Origin of the sequence: Caulobacter segnis (genome assembly GCF_019931575.1) — a bacterium.
Taxonomy (GTDB): Bacteria; Pseudomonadota; Alphaproteobacteria; order Caulobacterales; family Caulobacteraceae; genus Caulobacter; species Caulobacter segnis_C.
Genome location: NZ_CP082923.1, coordinates 3,966,400 through 3,991,788, shown reverse-complemented (window position 1 = coordinate 3,991,788; position 25,389 = coordinate 3,966,400). Strand labels below are relative to the sequence as shown.

The following is a 25,389-nucleotide window of genomic DNA, read 5'->3' as shown; positions in this document are numbered from 1 at the left end:
CGCCTCATGACGCTTCGCGCCTCCGTCAAGACCGTCCTCCTGGCCTCGGCCCTCGCGGGCCTGGCCGCCTGCGCGACCACGACGCCGCCGGACCAGGGACCCTCGAAGACCGCCGCCACCGACACCCAGCAGTGGATGGACCGCATCAAGGTCACGGCCTCGCCCGACGAGATCGTGCTGGCGCCTCACGCCGCCGGCCTGTCGGCCAACCAGTCGGCCGCCCTGGACGACCTGATGGGACGCTGGCTGGAGGCCGAGGCCCGCGAGCTGGTCGTCACCGCGCCCAACGCCGCCGGCGCCATGGCCGCCCAGATCCGCGAGCGCCTGATCACCCTGGGCGCGCCGGCCGCGCGCGTGCGCGTCGTCGGCTTCGACCCGGTCGGCCCCGAGGACGCCACCATTCGCGTCGGCTTCCTCCGCCACGTGGCCGAGCCGATCAAGTGCGGTCAGCACTGGGGCAACCTGGCGGCCACCCGCGACAACGCGGCCTATGACAACTTCGGCTGCGCCGTCGCCGCCAACCTCGCGGCCCAGGTCGCCAATCCCGAGGACCTGGTCCGGCCGCGCGACATGACGCCGCCCGACGCGGGCCGCCGCGACACCGTGTTCGGCAAGTACCGCAAGGGCGAGATCACCAGCTCGGCCAAGGACGAGCAGGCCACCGGCGCCTTGTCGAAGGCCATCAAGTAATGCGGCCGACCGACAACGATCCCTTCGACCTGGGCTTCGACGCCGACGACGCGTTCACGACCGGCGCGTCGGATCCCTGGCGGTCGTCCGCGCCGTCGCTGAAGCCGGCCGTGGGCGGCTTCGAGGATCCGTTCGCCGAGTTCCCGCCGGCCCGTCCGCGCGACGACGCGCCGCCCGCGCGCGGGCCCCTGGACGCCGCGCCGGCCACACGTCCGACGCCGCGAGCGCCCCAGCACGCCGGCGGCCACCCGCTCGTCGCCGAGGCGCCCGAGCCGCCGCCCGCGCCGAACTATCACGAGCCCCTCGCCGACGACGGCCTGGGCGATGCGGTCATCCCGCGCATCACCATCCACGCATTCTGCGCCCGGCCCGAGACGGCCAGGCTGATCGAGCACGCCGCCGCCGACCGCCGGATGGGGCGCGCCACGACGATCGTCCGCGACGGCGGGCTGGAAGCGGCCGTCGAGTACTACCAGAACCAGCCGACGCCCTCGCTGGTCATGGTCGAGACCATCGACACCGCCCAGCGCCTGCTGCACCAGTTGGACGGCCTGGCCCAGGTCTGCGATCCGGGCACCAAGGTGGTCGTGGTCGGCCAGGCCAACGACATCGCCCTCTATCGCGAGCTGATGCGCCGAGGGGTCAGCGAGTACCTGACCCAGCCGCTGTCGCCGCTGCAGGTGATCCGCGCCGTCGGCGGCCTCTATGCCGATCCGTCCGCCCCGTTCGTCGGCCGCCAGATCGCCTTCGTCGGCGCCAAGGGCGGGGTGGGGGCCTCGACCCTGGCCCACAACTTCGCCTGGGCCATGGCCGAGACGCTCGAGACGGCCACCGTGCTGGTCGACCTCGACCTGGCCTTCGGCACCGCCGGCCTCGACTTCAACCAGGATCCCCTGCAGGGCGTGCTGGACGCCCTGACCCAGCCCGAACGGCTGGACCCGGTGCTGATGGACCGGATGATGGTCCGCTGCGGCGACCGCCTGTCGCTGTTCGCGGCCCCGGCCACGCTGGAGGACGACTACGCGTTCGACGCCGAGACCTACGAGGAAGTCACCCAGAAGATCCGCGGCGCCGCGCCGTTCGTGGTGCTGGACATCCCGCACGCCTGGAATGCGGCCACCCGCCGGGTGCTGGTCGGCTCGGACGACCTGGTGGTGGTGGCCACGCCGGACCTGGCCAGCTTGCGCAACGCCAAGAACATCATCGACCTGGTGCGAGGCGCGCGGCCCAACGACGCGCCGCCGCGCCTGGTTTTGAACCAGGTGGGCGTGCCCGGCCGCCCCGAGATCCCGGTCAAGGATTTCGGCGAGGCTCTGGGCGTCCTGCCCTCGCTGGTCCTGCCGTTCGATCCCAAGCCCTACGGCCAGGCGGCCAACAACGGCCAGATGCTGGCCGAGGTGGCGCCCAAGTCGAAGGCCGCCGAGGGCGTCGAGCACCTGGCGCGCCTGATCAGCCGGCGCGAGCCGCCGCCGGTCCAGAAGACCTCGATGTTCTCGGGCCTGTTCAAGAAGCGATAGATGTTCGGCAAGCGCGACACGACAGCCAACGCCGACCAGAAGGCCCCGCTCCCGGCGCCCGCCGGCGAGGCGGCCGTCGCCGCGCGCCCGCCGCGCGCCGAGCCGCCGCCCGCGCTGGAACCCAAGGCGCCGCCGCCCAAGGTCAACGGTCCCGTCCCCAAGCCGACGGCGGGCCTGGACCAGCTGCGCGCCACCCAGATCCAGCCGCAGACAGCCGCGATCGCCCGCGAGCAGAGCGACTACTACCACGCCACCAAGACCACGATCTTCAACGCCCTGCTGAACACGATCGACCTGAGCCAGCTGGCCCAGCTCGACACCAAGGCGGCGGCCGAGGAGATCCGCGACATCGTCGCCGAGCTGGTGGCGATCAAGAACGTCTCGATGTCCGTCGTCGAGCAGGAGCACCTGGTCCAGGACATCATCAACGACGTCCTCGGCTATGGCCCGCTGGAGCCGTTGCTGGCCCGCGACGACATCGCCGACATCATGGTCAACGGCGCGCACCGGGTGTTCATCGAAGTGGGCGGCAAGGTCCAGCTGACCAACATCCGCTTCCGCGACAATCTCCAGCTGATGAACATCTGCCAGCGGATCGTCAGCCAGGTCGGCCGCCGGGTCGACGAAAGCTCGCCGATCTGCGACGCCCGCCTGCCGGACGGCTCGCGCGTCAACGTCATCGCGCCCCCGCTGGCCCTGGATGGCCCGACCCTGACCATCCGGAAGTTCAGGCGCGACAAGCTGACCATGAAGCACCTGGTGGAGTTCGCCTCCATCAGCCCGGAAGGGGCGCGGGTCCTGGGCGTCATCGGCGCCTGCCGCTGCAATGTCGTCATCTCGGGCGGCACGGGCTCGGGCAAGACGACCCTGCTCAACACCATGACCGCCTTCATCGACCCCACCGAGCGGGTCGTGACCTGCGAGGACGCCGCCGAGCTGCAGCTGCAGCAGCCGCACGTGGTGCGCCTGGAGACCCGGCCGGCGAACCTGGAAGGCCAGGGCGCTGTGACCATGCGCGACCTCGTTCGGAACTGCCTGCGGATGCGCCCCGAACGGATCATCGTCGGCGAAGTGCGCGGCCCCGAGGCGTTCGACCTGCTGCAGGCCATGAACACCGGCCACGACGGCTCGATGGGCACGCTGCACGCCAACAGCCCGCGCGAGGCGATCAGCCGCGTGGAGAGCATGATCACCATGGGCGGCTACGGCCTGCCCTCGAAGACCATCAAGGAGATGATCGTCGGCTCGGTCGACGTGATCATCCAGGCCGCCCGCCTGCGCGACGGCTCGCGCCGCATCACCCACATCACCGAGGTGCTCGGCCTGGAAGGCGACGTGATCGTCACCCAGGATCTGTTCGTCTACGAGATCACCGGCGAGGACGAGCAGGGCAGGGTCATGGGCAAGCACCGCTCGACCGGCATCGCCCGCCCGCGCTTCTGGGATCGCGCCCGCTACTACGGCCTGGAGCGCGAGCTGGCCGAAGCCCTCGACGCGGCGGAGTAGGCGATGCTGTACGTGATCGCCGGCGCCCTGGGCTTCCTGATGATCGCGGGCCTGGGCTTCGCCTTCGTCGGCGGCGACGGCGGTTCGGCCAAGGCGTCCAAGCGCGCCCAGCTGATCGCCGGCGGCGGCGAGCGCCAAGCGCGCGTGCGCGACAAGGCCGCGGCCAACACCCCCGACGCCCGCCGCCAGGCCATCCTCAAGGCGCTGAAGGAGCAGGAGCGCCGGCAGAAGAAGAGCCTTCTCAGCATCGGGTCGCGCATGCAGGCCGCCGGCCTGGGCGAGAACGTCCGGATGTTCTGGATCGTCAGCGGCGTGCTGGGCGTCTTCGTGACCCTGATGGTGCTGCTGCTGGGCCAGTCGCCGCTGGTCGCCCTGGGCGCGGGCTTCGCCGCCGGGGCGGGCCTGCCGCGCTGGGTTCTGGCGATCCTGGCCAAGGGCCGCACCGCCAAGTTCACGGCCGCCTTCTCGGACGCCATCGACATCATCGTGCGCGGCGTGAAGTCGGGCCTGCCGGTCCACGACTGCCTGAAGATCATCGGCAAGGAGAGCCCCGAGCCCCTGGCCGGTGAGTTCCGCATGCTGACCGAGAACATCGGCATGGGCGTGCCGATGGATGCGGCCCTGGACAAGATGTACGAGCGCATGCCGACCAGCGAGCTGCGCTTCTTCGCCATCGTGCTGGCCATCCAGCAGAAGACCGGCGGCAACCTGGCCGAGGCGCTGAGCAACCTGTCCGGCGTGCTGCGCGCCCGCAAGCTGATGAAGGAGAAGATCAAGGCGCTGTCGGCCGAAGCCGTCGCCTCGGCCATGATCATCGGCTCGCTGCCGCCCGGCGTCGTCACCCTGATCAGCGTGACCTCGCCCGCCTACATGCGGCCGATGTTCACCGACCCGCGCGGCCATCTGATGCTGCTGGCGGGCGGGATCTGGATGGCGCTGGGGATCTTCGTCATGCGCCGCATGATCAACTTCAAGTTCTGACGGGGGGCGCGTGAACATCGTCGAGACCCTGACCGATCCCTCGAACATCCTGACGGCGTTCATCGCCCTGGTGGTGTTCGCCACCATCATCACCCTGGCCTCGCCGGTGATGCGCAACAGCGGCCTGGAGGGCCGTCTCAAGTCGGTGGCCAACCGTCGCGAGGAACTGCGCCGGCGCTCGCGCCAGAGCCTCGCCGCGCGCGGCGGCGGGGGCGGGCCCGCCACCCTGCGTCACCAGGAAAAGGACCTCTACAAGACCGTCGTCGAGCGCCTGCAGCTGTCCAAGCTGCTGGAGGATCCCAAGGTCGTCGAGAACCTGGCCCAGGCGGGCTTCCGCGGCCCCGGCCCGGTGACGACCTTCTACTTCTTCCGCTTCGTCATGCCGTTCGTGTTCGCCGCGGTGGTGGCGTTCTACCTGACCGTGGTCAACGGCTTCGGCATGCTGCCCATCCAGAAGATCTGCGCCTGCGTGGCCTTCCTGGCGGCCGGCTACTACGCGCCCAACGTCTACATCACCAATGTCGCCCAGAAGCGTCGCGAGTCGATCGTGGCGGCCTTTCCCGACGCGCTGGACCTGCTGCTGATCTGCGTGGAGAGCGGCATGTCGATCGAGGCGGCGATCCAGAAGGTCGGCTCGGAAGTCGGCGCCCAGTCGATGGAGCTGGCTGAGGAACTCAGCCTGCTGACCGCCGAGCTGTCGTACCTGCCCGACCGCCGCATGGCCTATGAGGGCCTGGCCCGCCGCAACAACCATCCGGGCGTCAAGTCGGTGGCGACGGCCATGATCCAGGCCGAGCGCTACGGCACGCCGCTGGGCGCGGCCCTGCGCGTCATGGCCAAGGAAAACCGCGACCTGCGCCTCTCGGCCGCCGAAAAGAAGGCCGCGGCCCTGCCGGCCCAGCTGACCGTGCCGATGATCCTGTTCTTTCTGCCGGTGCTGTTCGTGATGATCCTGGGCCCGGCGATCATGCGGGTGCAGGACATCTTCGGAAAGCACTGAGGGGTATCTCTCCTCCCCCTCAGGGGGAGGGGGACCGCCGAACGGCGGTGGAGGGGGCTTGGGCGCTGAACCTCAGAACCGCCTGCGCGGACCCCCTCCGTCTCGATGCGTATCCGCATCGATCCACCTCCCCCTCATGGGGAGGAGAAGTCCTACTGCCCGCCGCCGGCTTTCAGCGCGTCCCAGGAGCGGTTCGCGCCGGCCTGGCCGATGGCGGCGCGCAGGTAGGCCAGGTTGTTGGCGACCTGTTCGGGCGGCAGATCGGCGCGGGCCAGTTTCTCGGCTTCCGGCAGGCGGCCGCGCAGGCCGACCACCAGGGCCAGGTTCTGGCGCACCTGGATCCCGGCCGAGGGCAGGGCGGCGGCGTGGCGCAGCTGGACCTCGGCGTCGGCCAGGTCGCCCCGGGCGGCCAGGTGCATGGCGTAGTTGGCCAGCGGCGTCGCCTCGCCCGGCGCCAGCGCCAGGGCCTGGCGGTGGGCCGCGTCGGCCTCGTCGTCGCGCTCGGCCTGCTCGTAGGCCACGCCCAGCAGGGTCTGCGGACGCCAGTCCTTGGGATTGAGGGCGGCGGCCTTGCGGGCCGGCTCGATGGCGTAGAAGCCCTGGCCGCGCGCGATGTGGGCGCGGGCCAGCTCCAGCAGCAAGGCGGTGTCGTCAGGATGGGCGATCAGGGCCTGGGAGGCGGCCCGCGCCGCGTCGTCGTCTCGGCCCAAGGCGCGCAGCGCCTGGGCCAGGCCCGCGCCGGCCTCGGCGTCGGCCGGATCGATCTCGAACTCCGAGCCCCAGAAGGCCGCGCGGGCCAGCGGGTCCAGGCGCCGCGCCTCGGCGCGCTGCTGGGGCGAGGCCTTGGCCGGGGCGGCCCGAGTGGGCTCGGCCGGCTTGGGCGCGTCCGCCGCGAACGCGGGCGCCGCCGCCAGCAGGCCGGCGAGAACGGTTGCGACGAGCGCGCGGTTGCGACACATGAGAGACATGTCTCCAGAGAACGCGCCCATTGTCCGGGCGACGCCCTCAACGAAGCGTTAAGCATAATTCCAAGAGGTTCCGCCGATGACCGACGCGACGCATCCGATCCTCGTCGAGGCCGACGGGCAGGCGATCCCGGTCCATCCGCTGGCCGAAGGCGAGGTCGAGGCGTTCCTGGCGCAAAAGCGTGCTCCGGTAAGGACTTACGCTGCCGCCAACGCGTTCACGGGCAAGGCCGGTCAGGTGCTGGCGGTCCCCGGGGCCAGCGGCGCGGTCGAGCGCGTGCTGCTCGGGACAGGCTCGGGCCGCGTTGATCTGTCGCTGTTTCGCACCCTGGCGGGCAAGCTGCCGGCCGGCCAGTACGCCTTGGCCAGGATCCCCAAGGGGATCGATCCCGAGCAGGCGACCCTGGCCTTCGCCCTCGGGACCTATCGCTTCGACCGCTACAAGAAGAAGCACGGCGAGCCCATCCCGCGCCTGGTCGCGCCCAAGGGCGTCGACGCCGCCGCCGTCACCGCCTTCGCCCACGCCTGCGCCCTGGCCCGCGACATGGTCAACACTCCGGCCAACGACATGGGGCCGCTGCAGATCGAGACCATCGCCGGCGAGATCGCCCAGAAGTACGGCGCGACCCTGTCGGTGGTGCGTGGCGACGACCTGCTGCGCGAGAACTATCCGGCCGTCCACGCCGTGGGCCGCGCCGCCGTCGACGCCCGCGCGCCGCGCATGATCGAGGTCAGCTGGGGCGATCCCTCGCATCCCGTGCTGGCGCTGGTGGGCAAGGGCGTGGTGTTCGACACGGGCGGCCTCGACATCAAGCCCTCGGCGGGCATGCGGCTGATGAAGAAGGACATGGGCGGCGCCGCCCACGCCCTGGCCCTGGGCCGGATGATCATGGAGGCCGGGCTTCCGGTCCGCCTCGTCATCCTGACCCCGGTGGTCGAGAACGCCATCGCCGGCGACGCCATGCGGCCGGGCGACGTCCTCCAGACCCGCGCGGGCCTGACGGTCGAGGTGGGCAACACCGACGCCGAGGGCCGCCTGATCCTGGCCGACGCCCTGACCCGCGCCGCCGAGCTGAAGCCCGCCCTGACCCTGGACTTCGCCACCCTGACCGGCGCGGCCCGCATCGCCATGGGCCCGTTCGTGATCCCGTTCTGGACCGATGACGACAAGCTGGCCGCGCAGATCGAGACGGCCTCGAAGACCGTCGCCGACCCGCTGTGGCGCCTGCCCCTGACCGATGCCTATCGCGACGCCCTGGACAGCGACATCGCCGACCTGAAGAACGATCCCGACGGCTGGGCCCAGGCCGGCGCCACCACGGCGGCCTTGTTCCTGCAACGGTTCGCGCCATCTGGAGAGGACGTCGGCCCCTGGGCTCACTTCGACGTCTTCGCCTGGAACCCCAAGGGACGCCCCGGATTCCCGGTAGGGGCGGAGGTCCAGGCCATCCGCGCCGCCTTCGCCATGATCAAGAGCCGCTTCGCATGAGCCTCGATACTCGCATCACCCTGGCCCGACCCGACCTGGCCGACCAGCGCCTGGAAGGCCTGGCCCCGGCCGAGCGCTATGCCGAGAGCCGGGTGATGGTCTGCGCGGTCCCGGCCGCGGCCATCCGCGCCAGCGCCTCGCCCGACGCCGAGCAGTGGGACCAGCTGCTGTTCGGCGAGGTCTTCCGCGTGCTCGAGGAAAAGGATGGCTTCGCCTGGGGCCAGGCGCCGCGCGACGGCTATGTCGGCTATGTGGCGACCAGCGCCCTCGCGCCGCAAGGCCATCCGCCGACCCACGCGGTCAGCGCCATCCGCACCTACGCCTTCAGCAAGCCCGATATCAAGTCGCGGCCGGAGGGCCTCTACAGCCTCAACGCCCTGGTGACGATCGAGGAGCGCGAGGGCCGCTTCGCCAAGGGCGCCGGCACGGGCTGGTTCGTCGAGGACCACCTGACGCCCATCGGGCGGGGCGAGACCGACCCTGTCGCCGTCGCCGAACGCTTCCTGGGCGCGCCCTATCAGTGGGGCGGCCGCGAGAGCCTGGGCCTGGACTGCTCGGGCCTGGTGCAGCAGGCCCTCTACGCCTGCGCCCGCGCCTGCCCGCGCGACACCGACATGCAGAGGGGCTTCTTCCCGGAGGTGGCCGAGGCCGACCGCCGGCGCGGCGACCTGGTGTTCTGGAAGGGCCACGTCGCCATCCTGCTGGACCGCGACACCATCCTCCACGCCAACGCCCACCACATGGCCACGGCCATCGAGCCCCTGGCCGAGGCCATCGCCCGGATCGCGGCGACGCCGACCGGCGCGCCGCTGGGGTATCGGCGGGTTTAGCGGCCCGCCGCCGCCTTCAGCGCCGCGAACTGGGCGTCGATCATGATGCGGTTCGGATCGTGCCCCGTGCGGGGTAGGGTCACCCAGGTCTTCTTCGGGGCCTGGATCGCGTCGAAATAGGCCTTGGACACCTCGGGCGGGGTCACCAGGTCGGCCTCGCCCTGCAACATCCAGACGGGCATGGCGAACCGGGTCCCCAGCTTGCGCAGGTCGATCCTCGGGCCCATGCCGTCGCCTTTTAGCCCGACGAAGTTCAGGAACGAATAGTCCTCGCCGGCCGTGTAGTCGGCCTCGTAGGCGGGGGTGTCGTAGCCCGGGCCGAAGGCGAACCAGTCCTTGGGCGGCGGCTCGGTCGCCTGGGCCTCGTATTTCCGGGTGACGCGGCGGAGAATCCCGAAGGCGCGGGGATTGGTCCAGGGCGGCGCGCCCAGGGCCTCCAGCTTGCCGACCGCGTCCGTGTCGCCGGCGGCGCGGGCCAGGACCAGGGCCTTGGCGTAGCTGGTCCCCACGTCCAGCTGGTAGTTGGCCAGCTGGGCGGTCCCGACATACGCGCTGAACAGGTCCGGCTGGGTCATGGCGATGTTGACCGCCAGGGCCGAGCCCCACGAGCCACCCATCAGGATGACCTTGCGTTTGCCGAAGCGCTGGGTCGCGTAGCGGGCGATCTCAACCCCGTCCGCGGCCAGGCGCTCCATGCTCAGAGGCTCGTCCTCGGCCGGCTTGTTGGCCCCGTAGGTCTTGCCCGCGCCGCGCTGGTCCCACTGGACGACGGTGAAGTCCTTGGCCCAGGTCCCGAACAGGGCGTGGGCGAAGGGGGTGTTGGGATTGCCCGGCCCGCCGTGGACGATCAGGACCACCGGATTGGCGCAGTCCTGGCCGTCGACCACGACCCATTGGCGGATGCCGCCGATCTGGACGAAGCCAGCCTCGGAGACCGGCTTGCCGGGCGTGCGGCAGGCGGGGTTGAGCTCCGCCGCCTTGGCCGTGTCCATTCCCGAGGCCAGCGCCACCAGCGCCGCCGCGACCACCCACAAACGCTTCATCACGCCCCCAGACATCCGTCTCGCCAATCTCTCGCGCGAGTCGGGCGGGGGCGACACCGCTAGCGGCGCGAGGCGGCGGAAATCTGGCGCTTCCCGCCTGTCCCGGCGCCTACTTCGGCCACTGCGCCAGCCAGTCGACGATCGACTGCGGGGTCATGTGGCGGGCGTCGGTCAGGGCGAAGAAGGCGCCGTCGTTGACCAGCTTGCCCTTGGTGTCGACGACCAGGAAGGACGGCACGCCCTTCAGCTTGTCGACGCCGTAGCGGGCCGGGATCTGCATGTTGTGGTCGTAGCGGCCGACATTGATCGTCACGACCTCGTAGTGCTTGTCGACCCAGCGCTTGACGTCGGGCTGCTCGATGACGCCGGCGAACACGCGGCAGTCGCCGCACCAGTTGCCGCCCAGGTCGATCAGGACGAGCTTCTTGTGGGCCTTGGCCTTCTTGATCGCGGCGGCCAGGTCGGCCTCGGCGTCCGCCTTCTCGTCATAGGGATAGGGCAGGGGCGTCGGCAGGCCGTCGATCGACTGCAGGGCGACGGCGGGGGCCTTGGCGCCGCCGGCGAGCGCCGGAGAGGCCAGGAAGGAAAAGGCCAGCAGGCCGGCGGCGGCCAGGACGCGGAACTTCATGGGACGGGCTTTCAAGCGAACGATCGGTTCGCAAACCCTAGCTCCGCCATAGGAAAAGGGCCGCGAAGAAAACTTCGCGGCCCTTTCAGATTCCGTGATCGGCTTTGAAAGCGATCAGGCCTTCGGCGCGGCCGGAGCGGCGGCGGCCGGAGCAGCGCCAGCGGCCGGAGCCGGAGCAGCGCCCGCGGCGGGAGCCGGAGCAGCGCCCGCGGCGGGAGCAGCGGCGCCTTCGGCGGCCGGAGCAGCCTCGGCGCCAGCGGCCGGAGCCGCGGCGGCGGCCGGACGCGGCGGCGGCACCGGCAGCTTGCTGCCCAGGCTGTGCAGGTAGGCGATCATGGCGATGCGGTCTTCCGGCTTCTTCAGACCCACGAAGGTCATGTTGGTGCCGGGGACGTCCTTACCGGGCGCCTTCAGGAAGGTGTACAGCGCGTCGTAGTCCCAGATCGGGGTCTTGCCCGAGAAGTCCTTCATCGCGCCCGAATAGTTGAAGCCCGGGTGCGCGGCCGGCTTGCGGCCCACCACGTCCCACAGGCCGGGGCCGGTGGCGTTGGCGTTCGAGGCGTCCAGCTTGTGGCAGGCGGCGCACTTGGCCGAGACGGCGGCGCCGGCGGCGACGTTGGCCGGGGTCAGCACGGCATTCCAGTCGGGCGGGGTGTCGACGGCTTCGCCGCCGCCGGCCGATTCTTCCTGGACCGCGATCTCGTAGCCGGCCTTCTCGACTTCGTGCTTCTTGAAGACGATGTCGGACGCTTCGCGGAGACCGAAGATAACGAGGCCGGTCAGCAGCACGCCGCCAGCGATCTTGTTGAACGTCAGGTCGCTCATTTCAGCCTTGTCAGCCTCTTGTCGGCCCACCCCAGGGGCGGGCTTTGAACCCGCGCGCCGGAATCCCCCTCTGAGTCCCCAGCACGCCTCATGTTGCGCTCGCGTCTCTTACACGCTACCGCCCCTCGCGCAACCGGGCAGCAAAGATTTGAGGCCACGAACCCGCCCATGAATCCGATTGTCCTGATCCCCGCGCGGATGGCCGCGACACGTCTGCCCGACAAGCCGCTGGCCGACATCGGCGGCGTTCCAATGATCGTCCGGGTCCTGAACCAGGCGCTGAAGGCCGGCGTCGGCCCCGTGGCCGTGGCCGCTGGCGATCCCGAAATCGTCGAGGCGGTTCAAGCCGCTGGCGGCCTGGCGGTGCTGACCGACCCCGAACTGCCCTCCGGCTCGGACCGGATCCTGGCGGCCCTGGCGCAACTCGATCCGGGTTTGAAGCACGACGTGGTCATCAATCTGCAGGGCGACATGCCGTTCGTGGATCCGGCCGTGCTGAGCGATTGCGCTCGCGTACTTAAGGAGTTCGGCGACGCCGACATCGCGACCGTCGTGGCGCCTGAGGCCTCGCCGGCCGACCGGTCCAATCCCGACGTGGTCAAGGCCGTGCTGGCCATGGAGGCGGACGGAAGCAGCGGCCGCGCGCTCTATTTCACCCGCTCCACCCTCTATGGCGACGCGCCCGTCTGGCGCCACATCGGCATCTATGGCTATCGCCGCGCGGCGCTGGCGGCGTTCAACGCCGCCGCCCCCTCGCCCCTGGAGAAGCGCGAGAAGCTGGAGCAGCTGCGCGCCATGGAGCTGGGCCTGACCATCCGCGCCGCCGTGGCGGCCGAAGCCCCGATCTCCGTCGACAATCCTTCCGACCTCGAAGCGGCGCGTGCTGCCGCAGGAAAGAGCCAATGAGCATCCTCAAGAAGATCGCCTTCCAGGGCGAGCCCGGCGCCAACAGCCACGAGGCGTGCCGGACCTATTTCCCGGACTACGAGGCCTATCCCTGCAAGACGTTCGAGGAGGCGTTCGAGGCCATCAAGACCGGGGCGGCCCAGCTGGGCATGATCCCGATCGAGAACTCGATCGCCGGCCGGGTCGCCGACGTGCACCACCTCTTGCCAGCCTCGGGCCTGAAGATCATCGGCGAGCGCTTCAAGCCGATCCGCTTCCAGCTGATGGCCAACAAGGGTGTGAAGCTGTCTGACGTCGAGGTCGTGGCCTCGATGCCGATCGCGCTCAGCCAGTGCCGCAACAGCCTCAAGAAGCTGGGCGTGACCACCGAGGCCGCCGGCGACACCGCCGGGGCGGCCAAGGAACTGGCCCTGAAGCCGAACCCGCATCGCGCCGCCGTCGCCCCGGCCCTGGCCGCCGAGATCTACGGCCTGGACATCCTGGCCCGCGACATCGAGGACGAGCGCCACAACACCACGCGCTTCCTGGTGATGACGGCCGACCCGAACCCGCCGGCCCCGGAATTCACCCATCGCTGCGTGACCAGCTTCGTGTTCCGCGTCCGCAACCTGCCGGCGGCCCTCTACAAGGCCCTGGGCGGCTTCGCGACCAACGGCGTCAACATGACCAAGCTGGAAAGCTACATGGAAGGCGGCAACTTCACGGCGACCTTCTTCTACGCCGAGGTCGACGGCCGTCCCGAGGACCGCGCCCTGGCCCTGGCCCTGGACGAGCTGAAGTTCTTCTCGGAGCGGTTCGAGATCCTGGGCGTCTATCCGGCCGACCCGTTCCGGGACCGGGGGAGCTAGCTTCCCCGAACGTCACCATTTTCGATATCGTCGTTCTCTGATTTCCTCCCCAGGTCAAAACAAGAATCCCTGGGGAGGGAGCCAAGATGCAGACGTCGATGGTCGCGCCGGTGATGGCGCTCGTGGGGTGGTCGCTGCTGATCTGGGTCTGGATGTACGTCCAGCGGATCCCGGCCATGCAGAAGGCGGGGATCAAGCCGCAGGACGCGCGGTTCCCGGGCTCGCTGGACAAGCTGCCGGACACGGCCCGCCAGGCGGCCGACAACTACAACCACCTGATGGAGCAGCCGACGATCTTCTACGCGGCGGCGCTGGCCATCCAGGTCGCGGGCCACGCTGACGCGACGGGCGTCCACCTGGCCTGGGCCTATGTGGCCGTCCGCGCGCTGCACAGCCTGCTGCAGATCAGCATCAACCTGGTGGCCGTTCGCTTCCTGCTGTTCGCGATCTCCACCGGCGTGCTGGCGGCGATGGTGGTGCGGGAGCTGATGCGGCTGTTCTAGCGTGCAAATCTCCTCCCCCTCTGGGGGAGGTGGCCCAGAGGGCCGGAGGGGGCTTCTCCGCATACGCCGAGCTGCCCCCTCAGTCGCTCCGCGACAGCTCCCCCAGAGGGGGAGCAGATTTCAGGCTCACACCGCGTCCAGCCCGATATCCAGCACCGGGGCCGAATGGGTCAGCGCGCCGATGCTGATCACGTCCACGCCGGTCTCGGCGATGGCGCGGACGGTGGTCAGGTTCACCCCGCCCGAGGCCTCCAGCACCGCGCGGCCCTTGGCCAGCGCCACGGCGGTCTTGAGGTCGTCGAGGCTGAAATTGTCCAGCATCACCACGTCGGGCCCGTGCTTCAGGGCCTCGTCCAGCTGGTCCAGGCCGTCGACCTCGACCTCGACCTTGACCAGGTGCCCGGCATGGGCCCGCGCCCGGCGGACAGCCTCGCCGACCCCGCCGCAGGCGGCGACGTGGTTGTCCTTGATCAGGATGGCGTCATCCAGGCCGAAGCGATGGTTGACCCCGCCGCCGCAGCGGACGGCGTACTTCTCCAGCGCCCGCAGGCCTGGCGTGGTCTTGCGGGTGTCGACGATGGTCGCGCCGGTGCCCGCCACCAGGCGCACATAGGCCCGCGTCAGGGTGGCGATGCCCGACAGGCGGCCCAGCAGGTTCAGGCCCGTGCGTTCGGCGGCCAGGATGGCGCGGGCGGCGCCCTCGGCGCGGGCCAGGATCGCGCCCGGCGCGGCGTCGGCGCCGTCGGGCGTCACCACCTCGAACGCGGCGGTCGGGTCCAGGGCGGCCAGGGACAGGCGCGCGCAGGAAAGACCGGAAACCCTCCCATCCTGCCGGCTGGCCCAGACCACCGACAGTCGGGCGTTCGGGTCGATGCAGGCCTGGCCGGTGATGTCGCCGGCCCGGCCCAGGTCCTCGGCCAGGGCCAGGTCGACGATGGGGCGCACCAGCAGATCGTCTAGGGGCGTGATGCTCATTCGGCGGCGTAGCGGACGGCGACGTCCGCGCTCTCCAGGGTCACAAAGGTGCGGACCGGCGCGGCGGTCGCGGGGAAGTCGCTGCGATAGTGGCCGCCCCGGCTTTCCTGGCGGGCCAGGGCCGCCTCGACGATCAGGCGGGCGGCGACCAGCGGCGGGCAGGGGCCATAGGCCGGCTCCAGGGCGTTCAGTTGCTCCAGCAGGCGGGTCAGGCCGGCCTCGTCGCGGATCACCCCGGCGTCGCGGCTCATGGCCCGGCGCAGCACCTGCAGCGTGGCGTCTGGCAGGTCGGGCAGGGGCGCCAGGCTGACCGGCTCGCCGCCAGTCGCCCCTTCGGCCGCCGCCGCGCGGCCGGCGCGGGCCCCGAACACGGCCGCTTCCAGCAGGCTGTTGGAGGCCAGGCGGTTGGCGCCCTGCACGCCGGTCGAGGCGCACTCGCCGGCGGCGTAGAGGCCCGGCAGGCTGGCGCGGCCGTCGAGGTCGGTGGCGACCCCGCCCATGTGGTAGTGCACGGCCGGGACGACCGGGATCATCTCGCGGCGCGGGTCGATCCCCGCGCCGCGGCAGGCCTCGAACACGGCCGGGAACTCGTGCGGGAAATGGTCGCCGACCGCCTCGATCGCATCGAGAAGGGCGCCTCGGCCGGCGGCGCGCTCGGCGTGGATGGCGCGGGCCACCACGTCGCGCGGGGCCAGCTCCTTGGCCGGGTGGTAGTCGGCCATGAAGGCGCGACCGTCGGTATTGCGCAGGATCGCGCCCTCGCCGCGCAGGGCCTCGGTGGCCAGGGGCGCGGGATCGCGGCCGATGTCGATGGCCGTGGGGTGGAACTGCACGAACTCAGGATCGGCGATCGTGGCGCCGGCCAGGGCGGCCAGGCCCAGGCCCTCGCCGCGCACCTGCGCCGGCGTGGTGGTGACGGCGTAGAGGCCGCCGACCCCGCCAGTGGCCAGGATCACGCTATGGCTGCGGATCTCGACCAGGTCGTCGTCGATCTGAGCCAGCACCCCGACCACGCGGCCGGTGTCGTCCTGCAGCAGGCGGCGGGCGCGGGCGTTCTCACGGACCTCGATGCCCGGCGTGGCGCGCACTGTCGCGATGACGGCGGCCATGATCGCCGCGCCGGCCCCGTCGCCGCCAACGCGAGCGACGCGAGCCTTGGCGTGGGCGGCTTCCAGGCTGAGCACGAAGTCGCCGCCATTCTTTCCATCAAGGGAAGGCTTGCGGTCGAACGGCGCGCCCAGGGCGGCCAGGTCGCGGACGGCTTGCGGGCCTTCCCGGGTCAGCAGGTCGACGGCGATCGGATCGCAGAGACCCGCCCCGGCGGCGATGGTGTCGGCCGCGTGCAGGGCGGGGCTGTCCTCGCCCGACAACGCCGCCGCCATCCCGCCCTGCGCCCAGGCGCTGGAGCAGCCGGTCGCCAGCGGCGTCGGCGACAGCACGAGGGCCTTGCCGGCGGCGAGGGCCGCCGAGAGGCCGGCGAGACCAGCGCCGAGGATGACGGGGCCGTCGAAGTTCACGCGTTCGATCACTGAAGCAACTCCCAGGGGAGGGGGGAGGAAAGCGACGAGAGGCTTAGATCAGCTCGACATTCACGTGATGCCGCGCCTTGACCAGGTCGTACCGCGCCGGAACGGCCGGCGGCGGCAGGTCGATCATCCGCTGCACGGCCAGGCGCGCGCGGTCGAGGACATCGGCGTCGACCGTCACCTCGAACTGCTCGTGAACGAGGGCGTCGTGGATGTTCTGCAGGGTGATCCGCTTCATGTGCGGGCACATGTTGCAGGGGCCGATGAACTGGGTCGCCGGGCTCTCGGCCTGGACGTTGCTGGCCATCGAGCACTCGGTGATCAGCACCACCTGGGCCGGCTTCCTGGCCGCCACATAGTCGTTCATCGCCGCGGTCGAACCGGCGAAGTCGGCGGCCTCCAGGATCTCGGTCGGGCACTCGGGGTGGGCCAGGATCTCGGCGCCGGGCCAGGCCGCGCGCATGTCGGCGATGTCGCTGGCGGTGAAGCGCTTGTGCACCTCGCAGTGGCCGGCCCAGGCGATGATCTTGACGTCGGTCTGGCGGGCGACGTTGCGGGCCAGATATTCGTCGGGGATCAGGATGACCTTGTCGGTCCCCCATTCCTTGGCAGCCCACTCGACGACCTGCACGGCGTTGGCGCTGGTGCAGCAGATGTCGGTCTCGGCCTTCACGTCGGCCGTGGTGTTGACGTAGGTGACCACCGGGATCCCCGGATAGCGCTGCTTGATCAGCCGCACGTCGGCGCCCGTGATCGACGAGGCCAGGCTGCAGCCGGCCTTGAGGTCCGGGATCAGGATCTTCTTCTGGGGCGAGAGGACCTTGCTGGTCTCGGCCATGAAGTGCACGCCGGCCTGGACGATGATCTTGGCGTCGCTCTTGGCGGCCTCCTTGGCCAGGGCCAGGCTGTCGCCCACGAAGTCGCCCACGCCGTGGAAGATGTCCGGCGTCATGTAGTTGTGGGCCAGGATCGCGGCGTTCTTCTCGCGCTTGAGGCGGTTGATCTCGGCGATCAGCGGGGCCTGAGCCCGCCACTCCATCGGGGTGACGTGGTGCTTGACCTTGTCCCAGATCCCCGCCGTCTCCGCCTCGATCTGGGCGGTGAATTCGAGCGGGGCGGCAAACCCGTCGGCCATCTGATCCTCCGTTATGCTCAAAGTGAGCATTTCCAGGGCCTCAAAAAACGCCGGCCCTCTTCGAGAAACCCGCCGGCGTCCTGGTTATGCTGAAAGTGAGCATAACCTACCCGTCACATATAGACCCTGAGCAGCGGATTGCAAACCCGGCTTCTCTAAAAGCGGCGCGCCAATTTCTCGGCGCGAGGGAAAGGGCGCGAGCGCGTACGGGTTGGATGCGTGGACGCGCGCGGCGAGCGGTTGCCAAGATCAGTCGGCAGGGCGCCAGAGTTGATCCTTACATATCGGCAATGTGGAAGAAAAATTCCGCCACAGCGCCGGATACGCGAAAACTTCGTGCAGTTGTCGCCTTGTCGGGCGTGTACAGTAATTTCTGTACAAGTGTTGTAAAAGCTTTCGCGGTATCGAAATTCGATGAATTTGAGTGATTTGTCTAACCGAAGGTGGCAAGTTCGTCTTCTTGTATATTTTTCCGCAACTTAAAAGTATTGACGTTACATTTGTGTAATCATGTGACTTTAAAGAGACTCTAAGATTGCGACTTGTTTCGATGTAGCAATGGTCGTTGACCTGCGATCATTTCGATCCGTACCTCCCGGCCAGCCGAATTCAACGACGAGTTCGGAGCCGTGCGCGCCCGTCTACGCGCGCTAGACGCTGGGGAGTTAAACTTGAATACGAAGTCCATCCGGGAGCGCCTGCTCGCTTCCTCCATGATCTGCGGAACCGCCGTGGCCCTGCTGGGGGCGAGCCAGGCCGTGGCGCAGACCACACCCGCCGCCGAACAGACGCAGGTCGAAGAGATCGTCGTCACCGGTTCGCTGTTCCGCCGCACCGACACCGAGACCCCGTCGCCGGTCACCGTGCTGACCTCGGAAAACCTGCAGCGCGCGGGCATCAGCACCGCCGCCGACGCCATCCGCTCGATCTCGGCCGACGGCGCGGGCTCGATCCCGACCGGTTTCCAGGGCGGCTTCAGCGCCGGCGGCTCGGCCGTCTCGCTGCGCGGCCTGGGCGTCTCCTCGACCCTGGTGTTGGTCGACGGCCTGCGTTCGGCCAACTTCCCGATCAACGACGACGGCCATAACGCCTATGTCGACCTGAACTCGATCCCGTTCAGCCTGATCGACAAGATCGAAGTGCTGAAGGACGGCGCCTCGTCGTCGTACGGCGCCGACGCCATCGGCGGCGTGGTGAACCTGAAGCTGAAGAAGACCTTCGTCGGCGTCGCCGGCAGCATGGAAGCCGGCGAGAGCGATCGCGGCGACGCCGAGCACAAGCGCGCCGACCTGACCCTGGGCTATGGCGACTACGCCGAGAGCGGCTGGAACGTCTATGTCAACGCCGAGTACCAGAAGGACGGCCGGGTCACCAACCACAGCCGCGGCTTCCCGTACAACACCCTGGACCTGACGCCGATCGGCGGGGTGGACAACAACACCGGCGACAGCAGCATGATCCCGACGACGGGTACGCCGACCGCCGTCGTCACCCGCGTCGTCCAGACCGACCTGAACAACCCGCTGGCCGGGGGCGTGGGCACGATCAACAACCAGTATCAGGCCCTGAACCTGAACTGCGCGGACGGCACCTTCACCGTCACCAGCGGCGCGGCCCAAGGCACCAGCTGCAAGTACAATCTGGCCGACAAGTACAACCAGATCGCGCCGCTGCAGAAGCGCTTCGCGGTCAACGGCCGCCTGAGCGTGCGCCTGAACGAGAACATCGAGGCCTACGCCACCGGCAGCTTCTCGCGCAGCGAAGTCAGCATCAAGGGCCAGCCCCAGAACACCCGTCTGCGTCAGCCCTTCGGCGCGCCCGCCACCCTGGCCTCGAACAATCCAGGCATGGTGCTGCCGGTGTGGATCTGCTCGTCGGGCACGAACTGCGCCACGGCCGCTGACCGTCGCCTGAACCCGAACAACCCGTACGCCGCCGCCTACGCCGCCGATCCGACCAACGGCGCGGCGCGCATCTACTACGTGTTCGGCGACATCCCGTTCGGCAGCGACCGCCGCAACGAGGTCATCCGCGGCACCGCCGGCCTGACCGGCAGCTTCGGCGACGACTGGAACTGGAAGATCGAGGCTGTCGGCGCCAAGGACAACCTGCGCCTGGTCCAGCACGGCTACCTGAACATCGCCAACACGCTGAAGGCCATCAACACCGGCTCGTACAACTTCGTGAACCCCGAGCAGAACACCGCCGCGGTTCGCCAGTCCATCGCGCCGGACATCACCACGCCGTCGCACTCGTCGCTGATGGCGCTGGAAGGCTCGATCACCAAGCGCCTGTGGACCCTGCCGGGCGGCGACATGCAGCTGGCCGTCGGCGGCCAGATCCGTCGCGAAGAGCTGGAGAACAACAACCAGAACGCCCGTCTGGACACCTGGACCCTGACCACCTCGTCGGCGTTCGGCAAGCACACCGTGTCGGCCGGCTACTTCGAAGTGCTGGCGCCGGTGCTGGACAAGGTCGAGCTGAACGTCTCGGGTCGCTATGACCACTATTCGGAAGGCTACGGCCACTTCTCGCCGAAGTTCGGCGTGAAATACACGCCGCTGAAGCAACTGGCCTTCCGCGGCACCTACGCCAAGGGCTTCCGCGCCCCGACGTTCGCCGAGGCCAGCGCCCGCTCGCAATACGCCGGCTTCTCGAACTACACCCCGCCGACCAGCTTCCAGATCGCCCACGGCGGTACGGTCACCGGCGGCAACAAGAACCCCTATGCCGGCCAGTACTCGATCGGCGGCGGCTACAACGGCAACCCCGACCTGAAGCCGGAAATCTCGCGCAGCTTCACCAGCGGCGTGATCTTCGAGCCGACCCGTTGGCTGAGCATGACGGCCGACTACTACAATGTGAAGAAGTCGGGCCTGATCGTGGCCGGTCCGCTGCTGGCCCAGGCCCGCGCGGCCTACTACAGCAAGACGAACCAGACCGACGGCTGCGCCGCGGTCGCGGCCATCGGTCCGGGCTACTCGTGTAACCTGGTCGACGGCATCGATCCGCAGTTCCCGACGGCCCTGCCGCGGGTGCTGATCATCAACGCCCCGTTCGTCAACGCCAACTACCAGATCACCTCGGGCATCGACGTCGCGGCCACGGTCAAGGCGCCGATCACCGACGACATCCGCTGGACCAGCCGCGTCGAGGTCACCCACGTGTTCAAGTCCGACCTGCACACCGCCGACGGCAAGGTGCAGAAGTACGCGGGCACCCTGGGTCCGAACGGTCTGTCGGCCGGCAACGGCACGCCGAACTGGCGTGGCAACTGGCAGAACACCCTGGCGTTCGGCGACAAGTACACCCTGTCGGCCACGGCCTACTATGTCGGCAAGATCAAGCAGGTCGCCGCCGACGTGTACGAGGACACCAGCTGCGCCAAGGGCAACCTGTACAACAACGGCGACGAGGCGATGGGCAAGAAGTTCTGCCACATCAAGAGCTTCGTGAACGTCGACCTGAACGCCACCGCCCAGGTGACCGACCAGGTCCAAGTCTACGGCAATGTCGGCAACCTGTTCGACGAGAAGGCCCCGGTCGCGCCGGGCGCCTACACCTCGAACCCGAACTACCTGAGCGCCTTCCACTACGCCGGCCTGATCGGCCGGACGTTCAAGCTGGGCGTGCGCTTCCAGTACTAGGACAGCTCACCCTCGGGTGCGTTGCGGGGCCGGTTCCGAAAGGAGCCGGCCCTTTCCTTTTGGGCGCCCCAAAGAAAAGCCCCGGAGCTTTCACTCCGGGGCCAGGCAAGGGTGGTCCTGGCCGGGGATTGGCCAGGACCGGGGAGGAAGGGGCTACTTCAGCTTGGCGCTGACCGAGACGCCGACGATGCGGGGCTCGTTGTAGACGGCGGCCATGTAGTTCTCGATGACGCCCTTGAGGTTCTTCTCGTTGGTGATGTTGCGGCCGAACAGGGCGACCTCGTAGCCCTTGTCGAGGTTCTCGTAGCCGAGCTTCAGGCCGCCCTCGAAGCTGCCCTTCGAGTAGAACTCCTTGGTCCTGTAGAGCACGAAGTTGGTGTAGCCCTGGACGTTCCAGTCGGTGGCCGCGAAGAAGCGACCGGCCTCGCCGACGGGGATGTCGTAGCGGGCCGTGAAGTTGAGGTTGTACTTCGGGGCGTTGGGCAGCGGCTGGCCGTCGATCTGGGCGAAGGTGTTGGCCCCCACCTTGATCGTCGGGTTTTCCACCGTGCAGACCACCACGCCGTTCAGCGCGCAGACCTGGGCGTAGACGCGCTTGTCCTTGATCTCGCTGTGCAGGTAGCTGGCGCCGGCCGTCAGCAGCAGGTTCTGGACCGGACGCCATTCCAGGTCGGCCTCGACGCCGTAGGCCTTGGCCTTGTCGGCGTTGAACAGCACGCCGTTGCCGTTGCTGTCGTTGCCGTTCAGCTGGATGTCGCTGACGTCATAGGTGAAGGCCGAGGCGTTGAAGCGCAGGGTGTTGTCGAGCAGGAAGCTCTTGAAGCCGGCTTCGTACGACACGATCGTCTCGCTGTCGGCCGTGGTGAAGTCGGCGTTGAACACCGCCGAGCGGCCCTGGATGGTCGGACCGCGGAAGCCCTTGGCCGCGCGGGCGTAGACGCTGACGTCCGGATTGACCTGGTAGTTGGCCGACAGGTCCCAGCTGACCTGCTCGTCGGCCATGCGGACATAGCGGCGGCCGGCATAGGTCGAGACGTTGGCGGCGTTGTTCGAGGTCTTCTTCAGGACCGTCTTCTTGGCGTCATAGGTGTCACGCAGGCCGCCCGTGATCGTCAGGGCGTCGGTCAGCTGGTAGCTGACCTGACCGAACACCGCCCACGAGGTGTTCAGGTTGTTCAGCCGCACCCAGTTGTTGGGGTTGTAGCCGGCCGAGGTCGGCAGCAGGAAATAGCCGCGCTGATAGAAGTCGGTGGTGTCGCGCGAGTCGAAATAGAGGCCGCCGACCTGCCACTTCAGCTTGCCTTCGCCATTGCTGGCCAGGCGGATCTCCTGGGTGATCTGGTCCAGGTCGCGGACCTGGCCCATCGACTGGCCAAAGCCGTTCGGCACGCCGCCGACCGGGAAGTTGGCCGCCGCGCCGCCGTCGGTGTCGCCACGGCTGTAGCCGGCGGTGTGCTCGTAGGCGCTGATCGAGGTCAGGGTGACCGGGCCGAAGTCGTAGTCGACGTGCAGCGACGCGCCTTCGGTGTCGTAGGCCTGCGGATTGTAGTTGGCCTCGTCCAGGGCGACGCTGTCACGCGGCGCGCTGGTGTCGTTCGAACCCTTGGTCAAGGCGCCGCGCAGGAACAGGGTCGAGGTGCCCTCGTAGCTGCGGACGTGGGCCGAGGCCAGGACCGACAGCTTGTCGTTCGGCTTGGCCAGGACCTGCAGGCGGGCGTCCTTTTCGGTGAAGCCGCCCAGGGCGTTCTTCTTGGCCGTCATGGTGCCGTCGGCGCTGGCGCCCGAATAGGTGTTGTCCACGTAGTCGTCGCGGTGCTGGTACAGCACCGAGGCGCGGAACATCAGGCCGTCGGCGATCGGGCCGCCGACGCCGCCGTCGAAGGTGGTCGTGCCGTAGGTGCCGTACGAGGCCGAGAAGCGGCCCTTGAAGTCCTCGCTCGGCTTGATGGTGTCGAACTTGACGATGCCGGCGGTGGTGTTGCGGCCGAACAGCGAGCCCTGCGGGCCGCGCAGCACTTCCACCTGGCCGATGTCGAACAGCGGGTTCGACTTCAGAACCACGTGCTCCATGACGACGTCGTCGTGGATGATCGACACCGGCTGCGAGGCGCCGAGGTAGAAGTCGATATTGCCCAGGCCGCGGATGTAGAAGCGCGGGAAGATCCGGCCCGTGGTGGTCTCGGCATAGAAGCTGGGCACCTTGCCCGACAGGGCCAGGATGTCGCCGCCGTCGGCGGTGACGGCGCGCAGCTGGTCGCCCGAGACGGCGGCCACCGACAGCGGCACCTTCTGCAGGTTCTCCGAGCGGCGCTCGGCGGTGACGACGATCTGGTCCAGGGCCGTGGCGCTGGCGGCGTCGGCGGGGGCGGCCTGCTGGGCGTGGGCGGCGCCGGCGAAGGCGATGGCGGCCGCGCCCAGCATGTAGGCCAGCTTGCGGGAAGTGTGCATGAGAGAACCTTTCATCGCGGCCGTTGGCGGCCGTCTTCGTGAAGCGCCAGGGGCTTGGCGGGCCGGGCGTGATTCGTCCCGGCGCTCCCCCACGCGTGTCCGCGCTATAGGCGGCTTCGATGTCGGTTCAGTGAAACTTTTACTTACTTGAAGCGGGAAGGGCGCGACCTGTGGCGGCCGCGCCTCAGGTCGCGCGGCAGACCCTACAGCACCTCGCGCCGGGCCAGGTGCAGGACGACCGCGACCAGGGCCAGGACGCCCAGGCCGCCGCCCAGGGCCAGGGCCGTGTCGACGCGCCAGGCCTCGGGCGAGAACATGTTGAACGGCATCTGCCAGGGCGAGAACACCCCGGCCCTGGCCCGGGTCGCCATGACCGAGAAGAACGTCCCGCCGATGCCCAGGGCCAGGGCCGGTACGAAGCTGGAGAAGCGCAGGGCGGTCCACAGCTGGATAGCGATCAGCAGCAGGGCGGCGATCACGACTTTGCCGTTGATCAGCAGCAGCTTGGACAGGTCGAGCGCGGCCGGCGGGGCGACGGCGGGCTTCAGCGCGATGGCCGCCGCGGCCGAGGCCCAGCCCAGCAGCAGGGTCAGGCCGGTCATGATCACGACCAGGGCGACCGCGCAGATCGCCTTGGCGGCGTAGAGCCGCCAGCGGGGAACGGGCAGGGCCCGCAGGTGGTCCCAGGCGCGCGGGCCATGCTCGATCTGCGCCACGAGGGCGGTCAGGGCGGTCACGCTCATCGGCAGCAGGAAGACGGCCCAGACGCCGCTGACGCCTTCCATCAGCCGGTCCCACGGCGTGGCGCGCCGGCCGTTCAGCACGATGAAGAAGGTCAGGAGGGCGACCAGCCCCGGCCCGGCCAGGACCAGGACGGGCGCCAATGAGCGGCTCAGCTTGCGCAGTTCGACGGACAGGACGGCGAGCATCAGGCGGCCTCGATCTGGGGCTGGCGTTGATCGGACACCGTGACCTGGCGGTAGATGTCCTCGAGCGAGCGGGCGCGGGGGCCGATGGCGAAGACCGCGAAGCCTGCCTGGACCAGCGCGCGGTTCAGCGCCGCCGTCGCCTGGTCGGGGTCCGCGCCGGGGCGCAGCGCCACCACCAGTCCGGCCTCGGTCGCGACCGGCGCGGGGGCGTGCTGGGCCAGCAGGCCGGCCGCCCGCTGGTCGTCGTCGGTGCGCAGCAGAATCTCCGGCGCCAGCCCCGCCTTCAGCCGCGACAGCTCGCCCTCCAGCACCAGCCGGCCGTCGCTGACGACGCCGACATGGCTGGCGATCTGCTCGATCTCGCCCAGGAGGTGGCTGGACAGCAGCACCGTCGCGCCGGCGCGCTCGGGCAGGCGCTTGAGGAAGCCGCGCATGTCGGCGATGCCGTCGGGGTCGAGGCCGTTGGTCGGCTCGTCCAGCACCAGCACCGGCGGCGCGCCCAGCATGGCCCGGGCCAGGCCCAGGCGCTGCCGCATGCCCAGGGAATAGCCGCCGACCCGGCGGCCGGCGTCGGCGCGCATCTCGACGACCTCCAGCACCCGGTCGACCTCGGTCGCGGGAACGCCCAGCAGGGTCGCGGTCAGGGACAGGTTCTGGGCCCCGGTCAGGTTGGCGTAGAAGCCGTGCGCCTCCAGCAGCGCCCCGATCTTGCGCGCCGCGGCGATCCGCTCGCGGGCGACGTCGAGGCCGTGGATCCGCACCGCGCCCGCGGTCGGCCGCAACAGGCCTAGCACCATCTTCAGGGTCGTGGTCTTGCCCGCGCCGTTGCGGCCCAGGAAGCCGTACACGGCCCGTTCGGGCACGGTCATGGACACGCCGTCGACCGCCAGGAAAGCGTCGAAGCGTCGGGTCAGGCCTTCGGTCTCTATGGCGGCGGGCATGGTCGCTACGCTCGTCCTCTAGGGCTGAGAAATTTAAGTTAGACATAAAGTTGCGAG

21 protein-coding genes are annotated in these 25,389 nt (G+C 69.4%); 11 read left to right on the top strand and 10 right to left on the bottom strand.

All coding sequences use genetic code 11. The features are described from left to right. Window positions 1–6 precede the first annotated feature (6 nt). From K8940_RS18375 to K8940_RS18355, 5 genes are read left to right on the top strand one after another with little or no spacing between them, the layout of a single operon-like run. Window positions 7–690: a CpaD family pilus assembly lipoprotein gene (locus K8940_RS18375; protein WP_223391509.1), complete on the top strand. Its 684-nt coding sequence runs from the start codon at window positions 7–9 to the stop codon at window positions 688–690. Then, window positions 690–2,207, top strand: a complete 1,518-nt coding sequence (locus K8940_RS18370; protein WP_223391508.1) for a CpaE family protein — start codon at window positions 690–692, stop codon at window positions 2,205–2,207. The genes K8940_RS18375 and K8940_RS18370 overlap by 1 nt, the downstream gene beginning before the upstream one ends. Further along, a complete protein-coding gene (locus K8940_RS18365; protein ID WP_223391507.1) occupies window positions 2,208–3,713 on the top strand; it encodes a CpaF family protein in 1,506 nt (501 codons plus the stop codon). 3 nt (window positions 3,714–3,716) lie between these two features. Continuing rightward, window positions 3,717–4,694 carry a type II secretion system F family protein gene (locus K8940_RS18360; RefSeq protein ID WP_223391506.1) on the top strand — a complete coding sequence of 326 codons (978 nt, stop codon included), beginning with the start codon at window positions 3,717–3,719 and terminating at the stop codon, window positions 4,692–4,694. Between the two features lie 10 nt (window positions 4,695–4,704). Then, window positions 4,705–5,694: a type II secretion system F family protein gene (locus K8940_RS18355; protein ID WP_223391505.1), complete on the top strand. Its 990-nt coding sequence runs from the start codon at window positions 4,705–4,707 to the stop codon at window positions 5,692–5,694. 152 nt (window positions 5,695–5,846) lie between these two features. Here K8940_RS18355 and K8940_RS18350 read toward each other — a convergent pair whose 3' ends face one another. Next, window positions 5,847–6,653 carry a tetratricopeptide repeat protein gene (locus K8940_RS18350; RefSeq protein WP_223391504.1) on the bottom strand — a complete coding sequence of 269 codons (807 nt, stop codon included), beginning with the start codon at window positions 6,651–6,653 and terminating at the stop codon, window positions 5,847–5,849. An 85-nt stretch (window positions 6,654–6,738) separates the two neighbouring features. Here K8940_RS18350 and K8940_RS18345 point away from each other — a divergent pair, with 85 nt between their 5' ends. Then, window positions 6,739–8,148: a leucyl aminopeptidase family protein gene (locus K8940_RS18345; RefSeq protein WP_223391503.1), complete on the top strand. Its 1,410-nt coding sequence runs from the start codon at window positions 6,739–6,741 to the stop codon at window positions 8,146–8,148. Continuing rightward, window positions 8,145–8,978: an NlpC/P60 family protein gene (locus K8940_RS18340; RefSeq protein ID WP_223391502.1), complete on the top strand. Its 834-nt coding sequence runs from the start codon at window positions 8,145–8,147 to the stop codon at window positions 8,976–8,978. Before K8940_RS18345 ends, K8940_RS18340 begins: the two co-directional genes overlap by 4 nt. On the opposite strand, the gene K8940_RS18335 is transcribed toward K8940_RS18340, so the two are convergent. The 3 genes from K8940_RS18335 to K8940_RS18325 form a co-directional block, all read right to left on the bottom strand. After that, window positions 8,975–10,021: an alpha/beta fold hydrolase gene (locus K8940_RS18335; RefSeq protein ID WP_223391501.1), complete on the bottom strand. Its 1,047-nt coding sequence runs from the start codon at window positions 10,019–10,021 to the stop codon at window positions 8,975–8,977. The two genes, K8940_RS18340 and K8940_RS18335, sit on opposite strands and share 4 nt — an antisense overlap. A gap of 109 nt (window positions 10,022–10,130) precedes the next feature. Then, window positions 10,131–10,649 (bottom strand): thioredoxin family protein, encoded by a 519-nt coding sequence (locus K8940_RS18330; RefSeq protein ID WP_223391500.1) that lies wholly within the window; start codon window positions 10,647–10,649, stop codon window positions 10,131–10,133. A 114-nt stretch (window positions 10,650–10,763) separates the two neighbouring features. Beyond that, on the bottom strand, window positions 10,764–11,474 hold the full coding sequence (locus K8940_RS18325; protein WP_223391499.1) for a c-type cytochrome: 711 nt from the start codon (window positions 11,472–11,474) through the stop codon (window positions 10,764–10,766). A gap of 168 nt (window positions 11,475–11,642) precedes the next feature. Here K8940_RS18325 and K8940_RS18320 point away from each other — a divergent pair, with 168 nt between their 5' ends. The 3 genes from K8940_RS18320 to K8940_RS18310 all read left to right on the top strand — a co-directional run bounded on the left by K8940_RS18320 (window position 11,643) and on the right by K8940_RS18310 (window position 13,731). Next, window positions 11,643–12,380: a 3-deoxy-manno-octulosonate cytidylyltransferase gene (locus K8940_RS18320; protein WP_223391498.1), complete on the top strand. Its 738-nt coding sequence runs from the start codon at window positions 11,643–11,645 to the stop codon at window positions 12,378–12,380. Beyond that, window positions 12,377–13,228 carry a prephenate dehydratase gene (locus K8940_RS18315; RefSeq protein WP_223391497.1) on the top strand — a complete coding sequence of 284 codons (852 nt, stop codon included), beginning with the start codon at window positions 12,377–12,379 and terminating at the stop codon, window positions 13,226–13,228. Before K8940_RS18320 ends, K8940_RS18315 begins: the two co-directional genes overlap by 4 nt. An 86-nt stretch (window positions 13,229–13,314) precedes the next feature. Next, complete coding sequence (locus K8940_RS18310; RefSeq protein WP_223391496.1) at window positions 13,315–13,731, top strand: MAPEG family protein; 417 nt, start codon at window positions 13,315–13,317, stop codon at window positions 13,729–13,731. Window positions 13,732–13,857: 126 nt separating this feature from the next. Here K8940_RS18310 and nadC read toward each other — a convergent pair whose 3' ends face one another. The 3 genes from nadC to nadA are packed head-to-tail and all read right to left on the bottom strand — an operon-like array spanning window position 13,858 to window position 17,367. Then, window positions 13,858–14,706 carry a carboxylating nicotinate-nucleotide diphosphorylase gene (gene nadC / locus K8940_RS18305; RefSeq protein ID WP_223391495.1) on the bottom strand — a complete coding sequence of 283 codons (849 nt, stop codon included), beginning with the start codon at window positions 14,704–14,706 and terminating at the stop codon, window positions 13,858–13,860. After that, window positions 14,703–16,235 carry an L-aspartate oxidase gene (locus K8940_RS18300; protein ID WP_223391494.1) on the bottom strand — a complete coding sequence of 511 codons (1,533 nt, stop codon included), beginning with the start codon at window positions 16,233–16,235 and terminating at the stop codon, window positions 14,703–14,705. Before K8940_RS18300 ends, nadC begins: the two co-directional genes overlap by 4 nt. A gap of 43 nt (window positions 16,236–16,278) precedes the next feature. Next, window positions 16,279–17,367: a quinolinate synthase NadA gene (gene nadA, locus K8940_RS18295; protein WP_223391493.1), complete on the bottom strand. Its 1,089-nt coding sequence runs from the start codon at window positions 17,365–17,367 to the stop codon at window positions 16,279–16,281. 671 nt (window positions 17,368–18,038) lie between these two features. Here nadA and K8940_RS18290 point away from each other — a divergent pair. After that, window positions 18,039–21,014, top strand: coding sequence for a TonB-dependent receptor plug domain-containing protein (locus K8940_RS18290; protein WP_223391492.1), 2,976 nt, complete (start codon window positions 18,039–18,041; stop codon window positions 21,012–21,014). Between the two features lie 153 nt (window positions 21,015–21,167). On the opposite strand, the gene K8940_RS18285 is transcribed toward K8940_RS18290, so the two are convergent. The 3 genes from K8940_RS18285 to K8940_RS18275 all read right to left on the bottom strand — a co-directional run bounded on the left by K8940_RS18285 (window position 21,168) and on the right by K8940_RS18275 (window position 25,332). Further along, on the bottom strand, window positions 21,168–23,462 hold the full coding sequence (locus tag K8940_RS18285; protein WP_223391491.1) for a TonB-dependent receptor: 2,295 nt from the start codon (window positions 23,460–23,462) through the stop codon (window positions 21,168–21,170). Between the two features lie 203 nt (window positions 23,463–23,665). Then, window positions 23,666–24,391: an ABC transporter permease gene (locus K8940_RS18280; protein ID WP_223391490.1), complete on the bottom strand. Its 726-nt coding sequence runs from the start codon at window positions 24,389–24,391 to the stop codon at window positions 23,666–23,668. Then, window positions 24,391–25,332, bottom strand: coding sequence for an ABC transporter ATP-binding protein (locus K8940_RS18275; protein WP_223391489.1), 942 nt, complete (start codon window positions 25,330–25,332; stop codon window positions 24,391–24,393). Before K8940_RS18275 ends, K8940_RS18280 begins: the two co-directional genes overlap by 1 nt. Window positions 25,333–25,389: the final 57 nt, after the last annotated feature.